17 protein-coding genes are annotated in these 15913 nt (G+C 39.1%); 7 read left to right on the top strand and 10 right to left on the bottom strand.

Going from position 1 to position 15913, the window contains the following annotated elements; genetic code table 11:
* Positions 1-29: 29 nt before the first annotated feature.
* Positions 30-230, bottom strand: coding sequence for a hypothetical protein (locus SU86_RS03940; RefSeq protein ID WP_148550771.1), 201 nt, complete (start codon positions 228-230; stop codon positions 30-32).
* A gap of 86 nt (positions 231-316) precedes the next feature.
* Between SU86_RS03940 and SU86_RS03935 the strand changes: the two genes are divergently transcribed.
* Positions 317-661, top strand: a complete 345-nt coding sequence (locus SU86_RS03935) for a hypothetical protein (RefSeq protein WP_236687760.1) — start codon at positions 317-319, stop codon at positions 659-661.
* Between the two features lie 134 nt (positions 662-795).
* The gene (locus SU86_RS03930; protein WP_048187646.1) at positions 796-1116 is read left to right on the top strand and encodes a hypothetical protein; all 321 of its coding nucleotides are present in this window, start codon (positions 796-798) and stop codon (positions 1114-1116) included.
* 18 nt (positions 1117-1134) lie between these two features.
* On the opposite strand, the gene SU86_RS03925 is transcribed toward SU86_RS03930, so the two are convergent.
* The 3 genes from SU86_RS03925 to SU86_RS03920 all read right to left on the bottom strand — a co-directional run bounded on the left by SU86_RS03925 (position 1135) and on the right by SU86_RS03920 (position 2052).
* Entirely contained in the window at positions 1135-1323 is a 189-nt protein-coding gene (locus tag SU86_RS03925) for a hypothetical protein (protein WP_048187643.1), read from the bottom strand.
* A 44-nt stretch (positions 1324-1367) separates the two neighbouring features.
* The gene (locus tag SU86_RS09760) at positions 1368-1517 is read right to left on the bottom strand and encodes a hypothetical protein (RefSeq protein WP_158507471.1); all 150 of its coding nucleotides are present in this window, start codon (positions 1515-1517) and stop codon (positions 1368-1370) included.
* A 166-nt stretch (positions 1518-1683) separates the two neighbouring features.
* On the bottom strand, positions 1684-2052 hold the full coding sequence (locus SU86_RS03920; RefSeq protein WP_236687758.1) for a hypothetical protein: 369 nt from the start codon (positions 2050-2052) through the stop codon (positions 1684-1686).
* A gap of 378 nt (positions 2053-2430) precedes the next feature.
* Here SU86_RS03920 and SU86_RS03915 point away from each other — a divergent pair, with 378 nt between their 5' ends.
* From SU86_RS03915 to SU86_RS03900, 4 genes are all read left to right on the top strand, one after another.
* The gene (locus tag SU86_RS03915; protein ID WP_048187641.1) at positions 2431-2841 is read left to right on the top strand and encodes a hypothetical protein; all 411 of its coding nucleotides are present in this window, start codon (positions 2431-2433) and stop codon (positions 2839-2841) included.
* Entirely contained in the window at positions 2799-4016 is a 1218-nt protein-coding gene (locus SU86_RS03910) for a hypothetical protein (protein ID WP_148550769.1), read from the top strand. Before SU86_RS03915 ends, SU86_RS03910 begins: the two co-directional genes overlap by 43 nt.
* A 465-nt stretch (positions 4017-4481) precedes the next feature.
* Positions 4482-6497, top strand: coding sequence for an AAA family ATPase (locus tag SU86_RS03905; RefSeq protein ID WP_048187637.1), 2016 nt, complete (start codon positions 4482-4484; stop codon positions 6495-6497).
* 10 nt (positions 6498-6507) lie between these two features.
* Positions 6508-7251 carry a hypothetical protein gene (locus SU86_RS03900; RefSeq protein WP_048187635.1) on the top strand — a complete coding sequence of 248 codons (744 nt, stop codon included), beginning with the start codon at positions 6508-6510 and terminating at the stop codon, positions 7249-7251.
* Between the two features lie 54 nt (positions 7252-7305).
* Here the strand turns inward: SU86_RS03900 and SU86_RS03895 are convergent, their stop codons facing one another.
* The 5 genes from SU86_RS03895 to ilvB all read right to left on the bottom strand — a co-directional run bounded on the left by SU86_RS03895 (position 7306) and on the right by ilvB (position 12471).
* Complete coding sequence (locus SU86_RS03895) at positions 7306-7629, bottom strand: hypothetical protein (RefSeq protein WP_048187633.1); 324 nt, start codon at positions 7627-7629, stop codon at positions 7306-7308.
* Between the two features lie 112 nt (positions 7630-7741).
* Complete coding sequence (locus SU86_RS03890; protein WP_048187632.1) at positions 7742-8755, bottom strand: isocitrate/isopropylmalate dehydrogenase family protein; 1014 nt, start codon at positions 8753-8755, stop codon at positions 7742-7744.
* A gap of 12 nt (positions 8756-8767) precedes the next feature.
* Entirely contained in the window at positions 8768-10288 is a 1521-nt protein-coding gene (locus SU86_RS03885) for a 2-isopropylmalate synthase (RefSeq protein ID WP_048187629.1), read from the bottom strand.
* Entirely contained in the window at positions 10288-10770 is a 483-nt protein-coding gene (gene ilvN, locus SU86_RS03880; protein ID WP_048189161.1) for an acetolactate synthase small subunit, read from the bottom strand. Before ilvN ends, SU86_RS03885 begins: the two co-directional genes overlap by 1 nt.
* Before the next feature lie 12 nt (positions 10771-10782).
* The gene (gene ilvB / locus SU86_RS03875) at positions 10783-12471 is read right to left on the bottom strand and encodes a biosynthetic-type acetolactate synthase large subunit (RefSeq protein WP_048187626.1); all 1689 of its coding nucleotides are present in this window, start codon (positions 12469-12471) and stop codon (positions 10783-10785) included.
* Between the two features lie 188 nt (positions 12472-12659).
* Here ilvB and SU86_RS03870 point away from each other — a divergent pair, with 188 nt between their 5' ends.
* Entirely contained in the window at positions 12660-13061 is a 402-nt protein-coding gene (locus SU86_RS03870) for a YybH family protein (RefSeq protein WP_048187624.1), read from the top strand.
* A gap of 25 nt (positions 13062-13086) precedes the next feature.
* Here SU86_RS03870 and SU86_RS03860 read toward each other — a convergent pair whose 3' ends face one another.
* Positions 13087-15831 carry a sodium:solute symporter family transporter gene (locus SU86_RS03860; RefSeq protein WP_052755475.1) on the bottom strand — a complete coding sequence of 915 codons (2745 nt, stop codon included), beginning with the start codon at positions 15829-15831 and terminating at the stop codon, positions 13087-13089.
* Between the last annotated feature and the right edge of the window lie 82 nt (positions 15832-15913).

Genomic DNA, 15913 nt, shown 5'->3' with positions numbered 1-15913 from the left:
TTGCAACTATTTGGGAACAATGGACGCATTTACAGAGACCCTTCATGTCTCCGAAATATCACAATCGCATTGATTAAATCATCTGATGCTTTTTCCAGATAGGCCAATATTTTATCATAATCTGAAATCATTGCTGGATTGGTCATGACATTTTTCTGTGATCTAATGTCGGATATTGCATCTTCAATATTTTGAAATGCTTCTAATGTGTTATCAAGTGGTTTTGCCACGTGAGCCATGGTGACTACGTGCTTTTTAATCTGGTGTTATTCAACAATACCAAAAAAAGATAAACTGCAAACCCCAATTGATGTAATTGGGAATCTGTGAATTTTGCAGCTCTGCATTTGGGGACAGGAAATGCTACTTTTGCTCAAAGACAGTATGCACATCATGCATGACAGATGACCATACACGATGCAAAAAATGCTATATCAAAAAGGCAAAACTGTCTTGGAAGCAGATCATACGAAAAAACAAACTAATCGTAGGCTTTGTGATATTTGTCTGGGCCTATGCAGTATTTCCCGGGCCGCTGGTTCCGGGATTGCACTCTGGATACTATGTCGTGTTTGTTATAGCTGGTATAGTTTGCATGATACCATTGTGTCTGATGATGTTTTTTTGGTCAATCAATCCGCCATCATCTGATGTAAAATAAAGTGCAAAAATCTTTTTGAGAATGTAAAATGGGTAATTTCTAGTTTTGTTTTTTTGATATGATTAGCACTAGTTGGTGAGATCATCGCTGTGCTTTTAAGAGACAATCACGTATTATTACCCGAGGAATAAAACATGCAAACACAAGTCCAAAAAGTACTGACGCCTCGGGTGTTGTTCACATCACTTGGCGTTGCGGTGTTTTCTGTACTGGTCCTCACCACCATAGCCCCAGTAGCACACTGGATTCCAGTCAGTGTTACAGAGACTGCAACAGTGATTGCAGTAACGGAAAGGGGATGTGTGGTTGATGGAAGCAACGGATACCCGATAACAGTTGCTGACTGCAAGGCAAGCCCAGGTAATGTGATCCAGTTCTCGTATCTGAGGCCGGCAATAACAGACAGCCAATACATGCAAAGAGTTCACGCAAGGGCAGACTATATCATCCCTTAGAACTCGTTTTTTTCTAGATTATCTCCAGTTTTGCTTTTTTGAGGAGCTCTCGCACCTTGAGCATTTGAGTCCGCCGGTTTTTGCTCCGCACTTTTTGCAAAATATCTCAAACTTGAATGCATTGGAGGGCGATGAGGAGAGTATCTTTTTGAATAAGAATATGGCAATCAGTACTGCAATTCCAATTCCGACATAGACTAGGACCATGGTTATAATACGGCATTCATTGCATAAAACAAGTTCGCCTGATTTTATGGTATGAGTGTCCAATCGTTTTTGCCGCACTTGCACACAAAGCCTGAATCAGAAATGTAGGATTTGTACTCTAGGTCCGTGCATGGGCCCATGTCGGGTATGGCAAATTCAGTATTACAGATTCTGCATTTTGCCAGAAAATTCACCATTCCATGATTGTATAATATCGACTTAACAATGTTAGTGCAACATTATATGCGATGGATGCGTAATGATTCTGATGAGCTTTAGAAAGTGCGTCCATTGTGGACGGGAATATGAGGGAAACTTTGGAAAGCCAGTATGCTCCACACAGTGTGAAAACGAGATAGCCTAGGACTTTACCTGCTTGTATTTGATTTTCTGCCCGCAAAATGGGCAATAGTTGATTTGCGTTTGCGTATTGGAATCATAGGTGATTGAATCAATGATGGTGAATCTTCCTAATTCGTAGCTCCAGCTTGGGAACTTTTTGCAGAATTCCTTGAATTGGTCACAGCAGTGTATGGTGTTTTTTAGTAAGGTATGATCAGAGTATGTTTTTCCTTCTGAGCTTGGGTCTGGTCTTGTGGTTTTAGTGTAATGAGCATCCAATGGAATAATTCGAATATGGTGCCTTATTGGGTTTTGGACTAAATGTAATTTGCTTTGAGGATTTAACTTGTTTTGAGCATTTTGATAATAGTGTGCCTGACTATTCATGTTCTCTATGTATGATTGTCAAGTGAATTTGATTATACAAAAATATTCTTAATGTAAAAGATGTTCATTTTCCACACCATTCCTACATAATTTGCCAAAATTAGGAATGGTTTGTCATGTGTTAGATAGAAAATAATTGGGAATAATTGGGAAAAGAAAAAATCAAGTTCATAACTCTGATATTTTTTGTGATCATTTTTTCTTGGAAAAAAAATTATAGTTCTATAATTCTATAATTAAAAATCCGGTTTTTGGTAAAACTAGTTCCGTAATAAATGTGTTATGAATTTTCATTCAGATCACCTTGACAATATAAGATGATGCACCTAATGGACTTACGAAGTTGGTTTTATCTATTAGGAGTTTACAAAACAAGTAATGAGAAGAGCTGGACGTCCAACAAAAAAAGAAGAAAAAGAAATCAAATCCAAGATTTGGAATCTTCTTTCTCAGGGATTTGAAGTACCATACATAGTTGCACAAACAGGATACGATAAGGACACTGTTTACAAATATAAAAAAGAATTTAATGATGAATTTTATTCTAATCAAACTACAGATAGGAGTGAAATACCTCAGAGAATGTCGAATTACTACGACACATTGATTGGTAAAGCACAATCAATTTGCAAAAGACTGGAAAAAGACGCAGACAGATATACAGAAAACCAACAACAGGTTCCAAGATACATCTACACGGAGTTGCGTGGAACCCTAATAGACATGGCAAACATTGGTGCCAAAAAATGGGCTTTGCTAAACAGCAATCCAGACGAGGATACAGAATGAGAATATCAGATGAGGACACTAAGGCATACTTTGCTGCACAAAAAAAGAGAGCAAAAAAGAAATACAAAAAAACGAAAAACTGGTCGTTTACTACAGATATTATCTACTTTAGGAGAATGCTTGGAAATCCATTATCCAAGCTGACAGGCCAAATACAGGACTTGGCGCCATTCCAAGTAGACTATCACATGGCAATCCAAACCCAGCACCGAGTAATTATGAACAAGTCCAGAAAACTTGGAGCCACAGAGACGGTAAATACATCATTTGCACTCAACGTATTTGATCGTTATGCAGGTCATGACATCCTATATGGTGCAGGCAATGAGCTCAAAGTGGCCAGAGAAGTCCTGTATAGACTCTACGAGTTATTCATGGACAAGGATCATCCAGATGGAAGATATGCTTTTAGATACTTTGATCCAGAATACATTCCCAAAATAGAGTCAGGCAGTATGACTTGGGAGGAGGCAATGGATGGGGCAGAAAAAATACATGAATCAGATTTGATCAGAAAAAAGAAATTTGGGCCAGAGCCAACAATAGAGTTTACAAATGGCACTAGGGCCTTTGCATGGGCCATGGTAAGACAGGAAAAAGCCCAGTCATTTAGGGGAGCAGATGATCTCATTGCAATATTTTTCACAGAGGCAGCACACACTGGAATGAGGCAAGACCAATCAGCAATGAATGCTTTGAAGCCAAACTTGGCTCAAAGAGATGATGCGGATTTTATACTAGAGTCTACTCCCAATGGGCGTCGAGGATTTTACTATAACTACTGGATGGAGTCAATGAAGGTACTTGGAAAGCAATTCGACATTCCAGTAAAAGATGACACCCATCAGACATTAGTAGACAGAGTTAATGCATTATGGAAGAAAGGCAAATACAAGAAAGATTTGGGCTTTATCTTGGACTGGTTTCCCTTCAGAGTGCCATACCAAATTGGAATAGACCATAACATTCTAAGCAAAAAATTCATCGAGTCAGAAAAAAGGGATCCCGAGATTGACTTTAAGCAAGAGTATGAGTGTTATTTCACATCCACATATAGCTCCGCAATAGATACTAGCAACCTCAAGTTTGTCCCTGATGATGTTTCCGCAGAATATAGAAAGAAATATCCAAAAGACTTGTTGGAGTTAGTAGGCAAAAAGAGCGTACAATATTGAATCTAGTCAAATTTAGAAATATATTAAATCAATACTAATACTACGAAAAAATTCTCGTACTATCCCCGTAAGACAGACGGAATCTAGACATAAACGAATCTATCTCATGGCACATCAAGCGGAATCTAAATGACGTCAAGTCCATCAAAATATACGACAAGATTTCGCTCAAACTGGATAATTTAACGTCGGTTTGAAAAGACGTTTAATTAAATCAAAAAATTAAACGGGTTTGAAATTAAATTCAATGCCTGTGAAATAGGCGTTCAAATGTGCCTGTTTGAGTGAGTTTGAGGTTTTCATTTGATCAAACGTGCGTGGCATTTGATGATTTTTGGTTTCAAACGGCATTAAATGAGCGTCAAATTTGGCTCAAATTGACCTGTTTAGAACTATGATTTAATCACATTCTCACATTCGTCCATATTTAGATAATTTTAAACAAAGAAGGCACTGATTGTTTCTATGGTCTACATTAACAGTTTGAAATTTGATAATCTGTATTCTTATTCAAACGGCAATACCATAGAATTAGCAAAAAATAATGTAATTGCTGGGCCTAATAATTCTGGCAAATCGAATATTTTTAGAATTGTGAAATTACTTGTTAACACTCTAGCAAATAAAAAAGACCTTAATGAATCTGAAATGTTTCCTAAAACATCAAGTGCGTCTCTTGAATCAGACATGATTCTATCAAGATCAGAATCACGATTACTAGTAGAATTTCTTAGCTTTCATCTGGAACCTCCAAATAACATGTCTAGATTTTATGAATTCAAAAACTTTGAAAATCTAATTGAATTGTTTCGATATTTGGTAATTCGACTTTCATGGAGAAAAAGTCTTGATAGATCAGGATTTGAACCGTTTGTTGAATTAGAATTCAAGAAATTAGGATTAGTGTTCTTTAGTCGTTTTGTTTCAAGCTATTTTTTGATATCAAATAAATCAACTGAGAAAGATGGATATCCAGATATCAAGGAACCTCCGCTTCATGAGGTTTTAGAGCGATTAGCGGAATCCAACAATCCAATATCGGAAACAAATAGATTCTGCGACTCTAATCCAAATGGGTTTCTTAAAGTGGAAAATTATAGACGAGATTCGAATTACAATATGCCGGACAACGGCAGAACAATAATTCAAAACATAATGACATTTTTGGATATTGACGCACACAGTAATACTGATTTTTCATTTGCAGACGTTCTTGGGAAAATTCTTGCCAATGGAATAAGACAGTCAGGTAGCGGTATAAGACTAAACCAGATAATGATGTCAGAGATGGCAAAAGAGATTCAATTCGAGAGAAGTTACAACCAAGGTGGAGAAGCAAGCCAGACTAATTGGTTCAATGATACCCTAGAATCACGTGCACAGAAGAAAGACATAGGGTTTACGGATAATCTAAAAGAAGATGGAAGTAATATGGCACAATTTTTGTTTAGTTTACGAAATTCACCCAAGCTGTCAGACCGGGAAAGATATTCGACAATTAAAGATGCTTTTGATGAACTATGTAGATCAGATGATCTGGAATTTGATGTGATTCTAGATTACATAATAGAAAAAAGACCAAGAGTGTCAAAAGTTGATCTCAAAAGCGAGCCGAAATTTCCAAAGATCATCATAGTTAACAAGACATCAAAATTACATTATTCGATTGATCAGGTCGGTTCTGGAATATCTGAAATTCTATATTTGGTTACTACCGCGTTTGGAACTGAAAATTCAGTTATTCTGATGGACGAGCCTACACTCAATCTCCATCCACCAAAGATGAGAGCATTAATATCAAAAATTCAGGAGAATGAAACCAATCAATTTATCATAATAACGCATTCTCCAGAACTAACACATTATCTGATTTTTGAAAAATCTGCAAACATAATTTATGTCAAAAGGGCCAACGAACAAAGTAAAATCTCAATTATAAACAAAGAAGAATTTGATCAGCAAAGAAGTAGACTAAAGCATCAGATTGACACCAGAATATTTTTTGCAAAATGTGTCATATTGACTGAGGGTGAATCTGATAAGAATCTGTTCGGAATAGCGGAATACTTACAAACAATTGAGCCTGATCTTAACCTTGCAAATAATGATGTTTTAGTAGTTAATGTGGGGGGAAACTCCAACTTTGCCAAGTATCAAAAATTATTGGATGCTTTTACCATCCCATACATTGTATTCTCAGATAGAAATTCGTTAGGCTTGTTAAAACATCTGGATCATTGTTTTATGACAAAAGAAAGTATTGGAGGAGATCAAAAAATAATACTAATAGATTATGGAAATCTTGAAGATCTCTTAAAAGAAATCAATGGGGATTTGTATAATGCTCTTGAACGGGAATATGGAAATTCCAAGCCCACTGTTGCGTTTGAATTTGCAAAACAAATTTCAGAAAAAAACCCTGATGCGCTAAAATCAATTAAATCACTGATAACACGTGCAATAATGATGTCACAAAAATAGAGTATTGGAAATGACTATAACTAAAAAACAAGCCAACGGTTTTACTGTTCTTGGTCTTTCTTTACTAATAATATTGACGATTATTGCATATTTGGGATTGTTTAATCCTACATACGAATTTGTGCCACCCATAGTGGTGGAAAAAGATGCTATTCTTGCAGTTCAAGAATACATTCCGAATGGAGAAAACCAAACAATCCGTAAAATCATCGCTAGTCATCATTCAGAAACTAATTTGCTATTAAAAACAACTGCATTGAGTGCACAAAATCCAATCACAGTTGAAGTTACAATGGAGTTTCCAGATCTGCCTGAAGATGCATGGAACTTGTTAGATGAAGAGTATTTCATCATGTTTCCATTTGCAGTGAATTCAGAAAAAAGTCTAATGGATAATCAATACTATACAGCAAATTTCCCTATAAAAAAGAACAACGATGATCGAAAATACTTTGGCAGTGGGATGATTAAATACACCTTTGAAGGTGATAAACCATTTTTTGTATTACTTACAGCAAATGAAATTAATCGATTCAGAAGTGGAGATATAGCTAAACTTCCGCAATCATACATCCAACAATCTCTTGAAAAAGGTGTATTTTTACAAATTGAACCATCTAGTACCACCACGACTCTACATACAAATAACATCGTACTTGCTCTTACCTGTATTGTGATCGCATTCGGTATTTTGCAGATCAGATTGTCTTGGAAAGAGCAGTCAGTAAACAATTCCAAACCCAAACATTGCTAGAATTTAGAAAATTCAAAAACTTCGATTTTAGAAAAATGATTTGATGAGATTACTTTAAGAATAGAATCTTGAAATTAAAACCAAAGCAACAGTTACAAACAAGAGAAGAATTCCAGAAAAAAATAATGTTTTTGCATAATCAAATCGTTTCATTAGTCGTTCATCTGAAAACATGACTTGGTGTTTTGTATCTACAATACATAATCCAATTGATATTACTAGACAAGAAAAACCAAATATTGTAGAAGCAACAATTACAGATTTGATAGGTTCAGTAGGAATCAAATCATTTATGGTTAAAAAGATCAACATTCCTGCAATTATAGTAGCATTAAGTTGAGAAAGATTTCGTCTGGCAAGAACCTGACTTTCTTTCATTGTCTTGCATAATGAAGTCAGATAGTTTAGTGTTTTGAAAAAAGGTCAAAGGGAAGTGCTCTGTCTATACCCCCCACAAATTGCGCGGAGAATCAAATTTGAACCAGACCAGCTAGAATAACGAAATTATTTCTTTAGTAAACTCAGATGTAGTCTTTGTCCCACCGATATCTTGCGTCTTAATTCCCTTATTCACGACACCATACACTGCAGACTCTAATTTCTTGGCAACATCAAAGCATTTAGAGTCATTATGCTTTTTACCCAACCATTCAAGCATCATTTTTGCAGACAAGATAAACGATGATGGATTTGCAATTCCTTTTCCTGCAATATCAAATGCCGCACCATGAACTGGCTCAAATAATGCAAAGTTATCACCAATGTTTGCAGCTGGCGCCATTCCTAAACCACCGACTACTTCGGATGATTCATCAGATAAAATATCACCAAAGAGATTCGTAGTAACTATGACATCAAATGTTTCAGGGCGTCTAATGAGATTCATTGCACATGCATCCACATACATTTGATCAAATGACACATCAGGGTATGATCTAGAGACCTCGGTGCAAACCCTAGAGAACAAGCCATCTGTTTTTCTCATTACATTAGACTTGTGTACACAGGTTACTCTTTTTTTGCCATTTCGTAGTTTTGCAGTCTCAAATGCATATTTTGCAATTTTCTCAGATGCCTTTTCAGAAATAATCCTAAATGCAACAGCAGCTCCTGGCACCTCAAACTCTTGTCCAGTGTAAAGATCTTCGGTGTTTTCCCTAACTATGACCATGTCTATTCCATCCTTTAGTGCATTCATTCCAGGGTATGATTTTGCAGGTCTGATGTTTGCATACAAATCAAGCATCCGCCTCAACACCACAATTACATCGGCGGCAGACTCGCCAACAGGTGCTTTCATGCAGACATCAGACTTTTTGATTGCATCTAATGTCTGATCAGGCAATGCCTTGCCATACTGCTTTAGCGCAATATCACCGGCAAGCAATTTTTGAATATCAAATTTGACATCCAATTTGTCGTGAATCGTATCTAACACAGACACAACAGATTCTGATAGCTCCGGTCCAATACCATCACCAGTAATTAGTGAAATCTTGTACAAGTATGGTCAGTCCTAGCTGCCGATTTTTTTCTGCTTGAGGGTTTTTTTGAACATTATTCGGTTAATGCCCTCAATTACTGCCTGAACGCTTGTGGTCACTATATCCTCTCCAATTGATTTTGCAGATGCGACATTCCCATAGGCATCCTCGACTTTAATGGTAACCTCACAGAGTGCATCTGCACCGCCGGAAATAGAGTCCAACTTGTATTCTTTGACTCGCACCTTTGTAATCTCGCCGGTGATTTTCTGAATGGCACTAAGTGCTGCGTCAACTGGTCCAACCCCATAGTCAGTTCCGACATAATCAACCCCATCAATGTTTAGCTTGACAAACGCATACGGCATCGTACCTATACCAGTAGAGACGGAAAATCCGGCTAGCTGGACTATTCTCTTTATTGGATGCTCTGATAAGATTTCATTTGCTATTGATAATAGTTCCACTTCGGTTACCTGCTTTCCTTGGTCACCAATTCCCTTGACTTTATCCAAAATTTGCTTTAGCTGATCCTCTGATGGCTTTACTCCATATTCTTCTAGCATTGCAGATATTCCATGAATGCCGGCATGCTTTCCTACTTGGAGCCAACGTGTTCTGCCAACTAATTCTGGGCTGATTGGCTCGTATGTCAATGGATTATTCAAAATGCCATGTGTGTGGATGCCGGACTCGTGGCCAAATGCATTCTCACCCACTATTGCCTTGTTTGGCTGGACCTTGATTCCAACCAAGTTTGATACAAACTTTGAGGTTTCATATAGTAGCTTGGTGTTGATTCCGGTTTCCCATTTTTGTCCATCAAATTGCAAACATTGTAATGCCATGACTAGCTCTTCCAGTGATGCATTTCCTGCTCGCTCGCCAATTCCATTTATTGTAACATGTGCACATGCAGCCCCCGCCTGTATTCCAGAAATGGCATTTGCAACTGCCAACCCAAAGTCATTGTGACAGTGAACTGAAACTGGTAACTTGGTTGCTGCAATTGTGTCTTTTGTGATTTCTGCAATGTATTGAGGAGTGGAATAACCTACAGTATCTGGAATGTCCACTCTGTCTGCACCAGCCTTTGCTACCTCAGAGAAGACATGCTTTAGAAATGTCCTATCAGTTCTAGTGGCATCCTCTGCTGAAAACTCTACTTGTAGTCCATGTGCTTTGCCATACTCTACCGCCTCAATTGCCTTTGCTAGTGCCTGCTCTCGAGTCATCTTTAGCTTGTACTGCAAGTGAATGTCCGATGTTGCAATGAATGTGTGAATGTATTTGAGACCGCAGTCAATTGCTGCATCGATATCCTTTTTGTTGGTCCTAGCTAGGCCACAAATCTCTGCGTTTAGTCCGGCCTTTGTGATTAGTTTGATTCCTTGTTGCTCTCCTTCAGATATTACTGGAAAGCCTGCCTCTATTGCATCAACGCCCAATTCATCCAGTCTTTTTGCAATGGATAGTTTCTTTTCTGGCGATAATGCAACACCTGGTGTTTGCTCGCCATCTCGTAGTGTGGTATCAAATATTCTAACTCGCATCAGTCTCCGCCCCTTTGTAGTGCTGCAACACCTGTTCGTGCAATGTCTAGTATTTCGTATGGTGCAAGTAACTCTTGAAGATTGTTAATTTGGTCAGGCGTGGAGGTCAATTCTACCATGAGTGAGTCCTTTCGAGCATCGTGTACCTTGGCGCCAAACGAATTTGCAATATTGTTTATCTCCATTGAATCCGATGGTTTTGAGACCTTGACTCGAAACAAAGACAACTCCCTGAATACGGTTTTTTTGTCATCTAGTCTCTTTACCTCTATTGTGTCAATCATTTTGTCTAGTTGCTTTACAATTTGCTCTATCTGCTTTTCATCACCAATTGTGGTGATTGTCATCTTGGAAAACTCTGGGTTTTGAGTTACGCCAACTGAAATAGAATCAATGTTAAAGTTTCTAGAACGAAACAAATGAGTCACCTTGAATAGTATTCCAGGCTTGTTTTCTACTAAAATTGATAGGATTGCCCACACCATTGTATCCACCTAAGATGGGAGGATCATGTCCTTGAGTGAGGTTCCTGGCGCTACAAACGGCAATACGTCTTCTTCTGGGTCAATTGGAATGTCAATTACTGTTGCAACATCGGATTTGAGTCCTGCCTTGATTGCTTGGCCCAATTCATCCAAGTTTCCGACTCGGATTCCTTGCGCGCCATATGATTCGGCTAGCTTGCAATAGTCAGGGCATTGCTTTTGATCAACGCCAATCATTCTTCTATCATAGAATGTTCGCTGCCACTGTGCAACCATTCCTAGTGTGTAGTTGTTTACTAGGAACACAATAACTGGTAAATTATCCAAAACAGATGTAGCTAGCGAGTTTTCTGTCATGTTAAAGCTGCCATCTCCTGCAATGTCCACTACCGGCAAGTCAGGTCTTGCTGCCTTTGCACCAATTGCTGCCGGGAATCCCCAACCCATTGTACCTAATCCAGTTGAGCTAAAGAAAGTGCCAGGTGATATCACATCATAGAATAATGAGGCCCACATTTGGTGCTGTCCGACTTCAGTTGTAACAATAGACTGGTGCGGCATTACTTCCCTTAGCTTGCGCAAAATTCTTGCCGCAGTCAATTCTCCTGGATGTAGCTTGAGGTTTTCTTTCCAGTATTCCTTTACTTCCTTTACGTGCTTTATCCATACATTGTCCTCGGATGGTTTTGTTACCTTTTGTATCAATAATCTTAAGAATATTCTAAGTGATGCACGGACATCTCCTACCACTGCAACACTGGTTGTTTGGTTTTTGCCAATCTCTGCAGGGTCTACATCCAAGTGTATGATCTTGAGATTTTTCTCAAACTCATCAAATCGCCCAACCGATCTATCAGAAAAACGAGTGCCAATTGCCAACACACAGTCAGCCTCTGACATTATCTTGTTTGCCTCTGCGTGTCCGTGCATGCCTATTGGACCTAGCGATAATGGATGAGTCTCTGGGAATGCTCCCTTGCCCTTGAATGTAGATACTACGGGAATCATTAGCAATTCCGCAATTGATTGCAATTCCGCAAATGCCGATGATATGATTACTCCTCCACCAGCTAGTATGACTGGTTTTGTTGATGATAGTAATAGTTTGATTGCCTTTTCTATTGCGACAACATCCGGATCGGTCCATGGATGATAGCCGCGAATCTTGACCTCGTCTGGGAATGGAATGTCTGCTTCGTTTGTCTGAACATCTTTTGGAATATCAATAAGAACGGCGCCTGGTCTGCCAGTCTCTGCAATATAAAATCCTTTTTTGACCACCTCTGGAATGTCCACTGCCTTTATTGGCTGAAATGAATATTTTACAACCGGATTTGCTATACCTATAATGTCACTTTCCTGAAATGCATCACGTCCAATCATTGCAGTCGGCACCTGTCCGGTGATTGCAACCATTGGGGATGAATCTGCATTTGCGGTTGCAAGGCCTGTCACAATGTTAGTAGCTCCAGGACCAGATGTTGCAAAGCACACACCTGCCCGTCTGGATACCCTGCCATAGCCGTCTGCCATGTGGGCAGCGGATTGCTCGTGTCTTACTAGAATGTGTCTGATGTTGCTCTTGTATAGCTCATCATACATTGGAAGATTCGCACCTCCCGGTAGCCCAAAGATCTCCTTGACCCCTTGTTTTTCTAATGCTTTGATTAACGCTTTTGCGCCAGAGAGTTTTTCCATAAATTAATCACCACAAAAATGCGCTGTAGTATAAATTTACAGCACCAGCTCGACCAGTACCAGAAATGGTTGTGTCAAGATGTATGTCATGTTCAGTGTATAGAGTTGGTGAGATTTTTATAAAGATTGCCTCGATGTCTTGAAGCCAAATCCCAAGGCTTAAAGTCAGAGTAGGCTCGTAAATTTCCGTGTCAGACAGAGAAGACATTATACGAATAATAGAGACGTTTTTTGAGTGTGGCAAGACAAAAGACCTCACACCGCTTCGAGAAATCCAGCTAAATGACTCGGCATTTTCGTCTTTTTCCGATGTTCCGCCATATGATCTCAAGGACTACAAGACAACAGTTGATCTAGAAGAGCTCCGTTTTGTCTCAATATCTGATTATGATTATACCATTCGAAACCCAAAGATCAGTCTCTTTGGGGACGTTGCAATAGTAGCGTTTGAGCTAATCCAGAAGGGAATGCTAGTAGACAACAAGGCATTCACAGGCGAGCACATTGTAATTGAGGGCCGCGCAACCTTTGTTCTGGTAAGAAGGCCAAGCTGGAAGATAGCTCACATCCATCTATCAAAAATTTCTTAAAACATAAAAAATCCCGAGAATCTTTTCAAAAATGCAAATAGGTCGTCGCAGTGTCATATTTGACATCTCGTGGGAGATCCTGAACTTTGGGCAGCGTTATGACAAATATTGTGGGTTTTGTTTTAACCGAGATCGTACCATGGTGTTGCTCTACTGTATTTTTGCAGCTAACCAAGCCAAGACCGGTTCCTCGCTGTTTTGTAGTAAAAAGCGGAGTGAACATTTTCTTGAGTGTCTCATCATCAAGTAATGCTCCAGAGTCTTCTATTTCGATTATGACATTTTTGTCTTTTTCAACTGCACGTATTCGGATTTTACCCGCCCCATCAATTGCCTGAATCGCATTAAGAAATAGGTTGGTAAAGGCAGCTTCAATCTTTAGCTTGTCACACTCCAAACGAATGTCACTGACTGACATTTTGAAATCAACCGTACTAGGCATGTCTATTTTCTCCAGCACCAAAGACAACAAATCATACAGTGAGCAATCCTCTATTCGCAGATTTGTAACTCGTACATAGTCCAGCACGTCATCGATTTGGTGACTCATTCTGTCAATTGCCCTCTTCATTCGCTGGTATTGTAGAAGGGTTTTCTCATCATAGTCATTGTTTCGGAGTAGCAGAATGTCCAGTGTGCTCTGCAGAACACTGAGTGGGTTTCTCAGATCATGCGCAATTCTTGCAGACAGCTGCCCAATTGATGCGAGTTTTTCCTTTTTTAAGAGCAGGTCGGTTTTTTGTGCCACAATAGACTCTAGATCGTCACGCTCGGCCTCTAGTTGTCGTGTTTGGAAAGTGACTAGATTTTTGAGCCTCTTGTTTATGATAACAACTGCAAGTCCAAACACGCTCAGTATGCCAAACATTGCATACACATAGTATCCCAAAACGGCCTGGTTGTTTGGTGAGTTTACTAAAGACAGAGAAAACAGCCCAAAGGCGACAATTCCAATAAAGGTTAACGCAAGTATAGAGTTTTTCATGATTTGTAAAATCTCTGACTTTGATTCTAGTATTGGATACAATATTCCGATAATTGCTGCACCAACAACCCATAGAATCATTGAGCCTATCCACAGCGTAAAGCCAGTCTCTGAGAAGACCCAGCCTGAAGAATATAATGAAAGTGGGATAATCACAACCAAAATTGTCGGAACAATTAGTGCGAGTTTTTTTATTTTCTTGTATTCAATTACAACATCATTTTCTTCTTGTGGTGATAAGCTGGTGTCTTTTTGAAAATGAAATCTTTCTGATTTGATTAGGCTGCCAAGAATTGTAATTGCAAAGCCAACTCCAATTGACACCACATTGCCAATCAAAAGCGAAATATCATTTGAAGTAGTCTGAATCGAAATTGAGCCAAACATGGAATGAGTGGATAATAGCCAGGATGCAATTCCAGATGCCAAGCCAGTAACTGCCGCAAGGGTTGCGGCAATTCTGTTTGTTTTTGACCACACCAGTGCAAGACATACAGGTCCGACTGCAGCACCAATTAGAATTCCCATTACTAGATATAGATACTGTAGGTTTAGGTGCAAGTTGAATAGTAATATTCCCAAGAATCCCATTGCCATGCCAAGTATTATGACCAATTTTCGCTTGACAGAAAAGATCTTCTCGGTTGTGGCGTTTGGATTTTTGTAAGTCTTGTAAATGTCCTGACTGATCAGCGAGGAAATTGCCATTAGTTGTGCCGAGCCTGCCGAAGTCACCGCCGTGACTAGCATTGTCAAAATTAGAATTGCCCCAAACACATCCAGTATCCCAAAGGCTGCAAAGGGGGCCACGAGTCCATTGTTTAGAGCATTATCAGATATCGGGATCTCAAGGCCTACTGCTACTAGTCCAAGCGTAGATGCCACGCCAAATGGGATTGCAAACCACACCAGACCTCCAGTAAGAAAGGCTTTTCCGGCGATTTTGTTTTTGGCAGCAATTGCTCGTTGCCAGTATGACTGATCAATGAATACAGTTCCAAGATTTCCAACTATGTTTATGACGCCAAAGACCAGTCCTCCAATAGATGCCATTGTAAGAAATGAGCCCATAGTATTGCCATTAACTGGCATCAATATCGATGATTGTTGTAACTTTTCATACATGCCAGAGATTCCTCCAATTTCTGGACTGAGAAAATAAACAAATGAAACAAAAATCAATGCGCCAACAAATAGCACTATGACATTGATATAGTCAGCAAGAAATGTTGCCCGAAGGCCACCAAAATACGTATACAGTATAATTCCAACTGGAATCAAAAATGAGACAATTTCCAGATTAATCCCAGTCATTTCATGAATTACCGCGGCACCACCCAAGACCAGCATTGATGTTACAATTGTATTTGTCAAAATTGCAAAGAACAAAAAGACCTTGTGCGAATGTGATCCATATCTTTGATAAATGATTTGAGTAAATGTAGTAACATTAGGAAATTTCATTTTTACTTGCATTGCGAGTATGCCAAAGAGTACAATCGGAATTGTCGCCCCTGCCGCATACCAAAATGGTCCTGATATTCCAAACTTGTAGGCAACAGTGGAGGATTGCAACAGTGTGGCTGCCCATACCCACGCAGATACAATTGATGTCGATATCAGTCCTGTTTTGACAGATCTTCCTGCGGTTGAAAACCAATCACTGGTCTTTTTTGTGCCAAGCCACTTGGTTTCTGCCTTGATGATAAGCGATACTACTAGAGCAATAAACAGCCCAACTCCCAGTAGTACAGTGTATCCTATTTCCGCTGAAAGTATCAACATCCTTACTTGGCATAAGAAATCAAATGCGGTTGTTTGTTCATTTTAGACAAACATAGAGAAATTAGACTCAGAAATTAGGTTT

Origin of the sequence: Candidatus Nitrosotenuis cloacae (assembly GCF_000955905.1) — an archaeon.
In the GTDB taxonomy this organism is placed as follows: Archaea; Thermoproteota; Nitrososphaeria; order Nitrososphaerales; family Nitrosopumilaceae; genus Nitrosotenuis; species Nitrosotenuis cloacae.
This window is presented reverse-complemented; position numbering and strand designations above follow the sequence as displayed.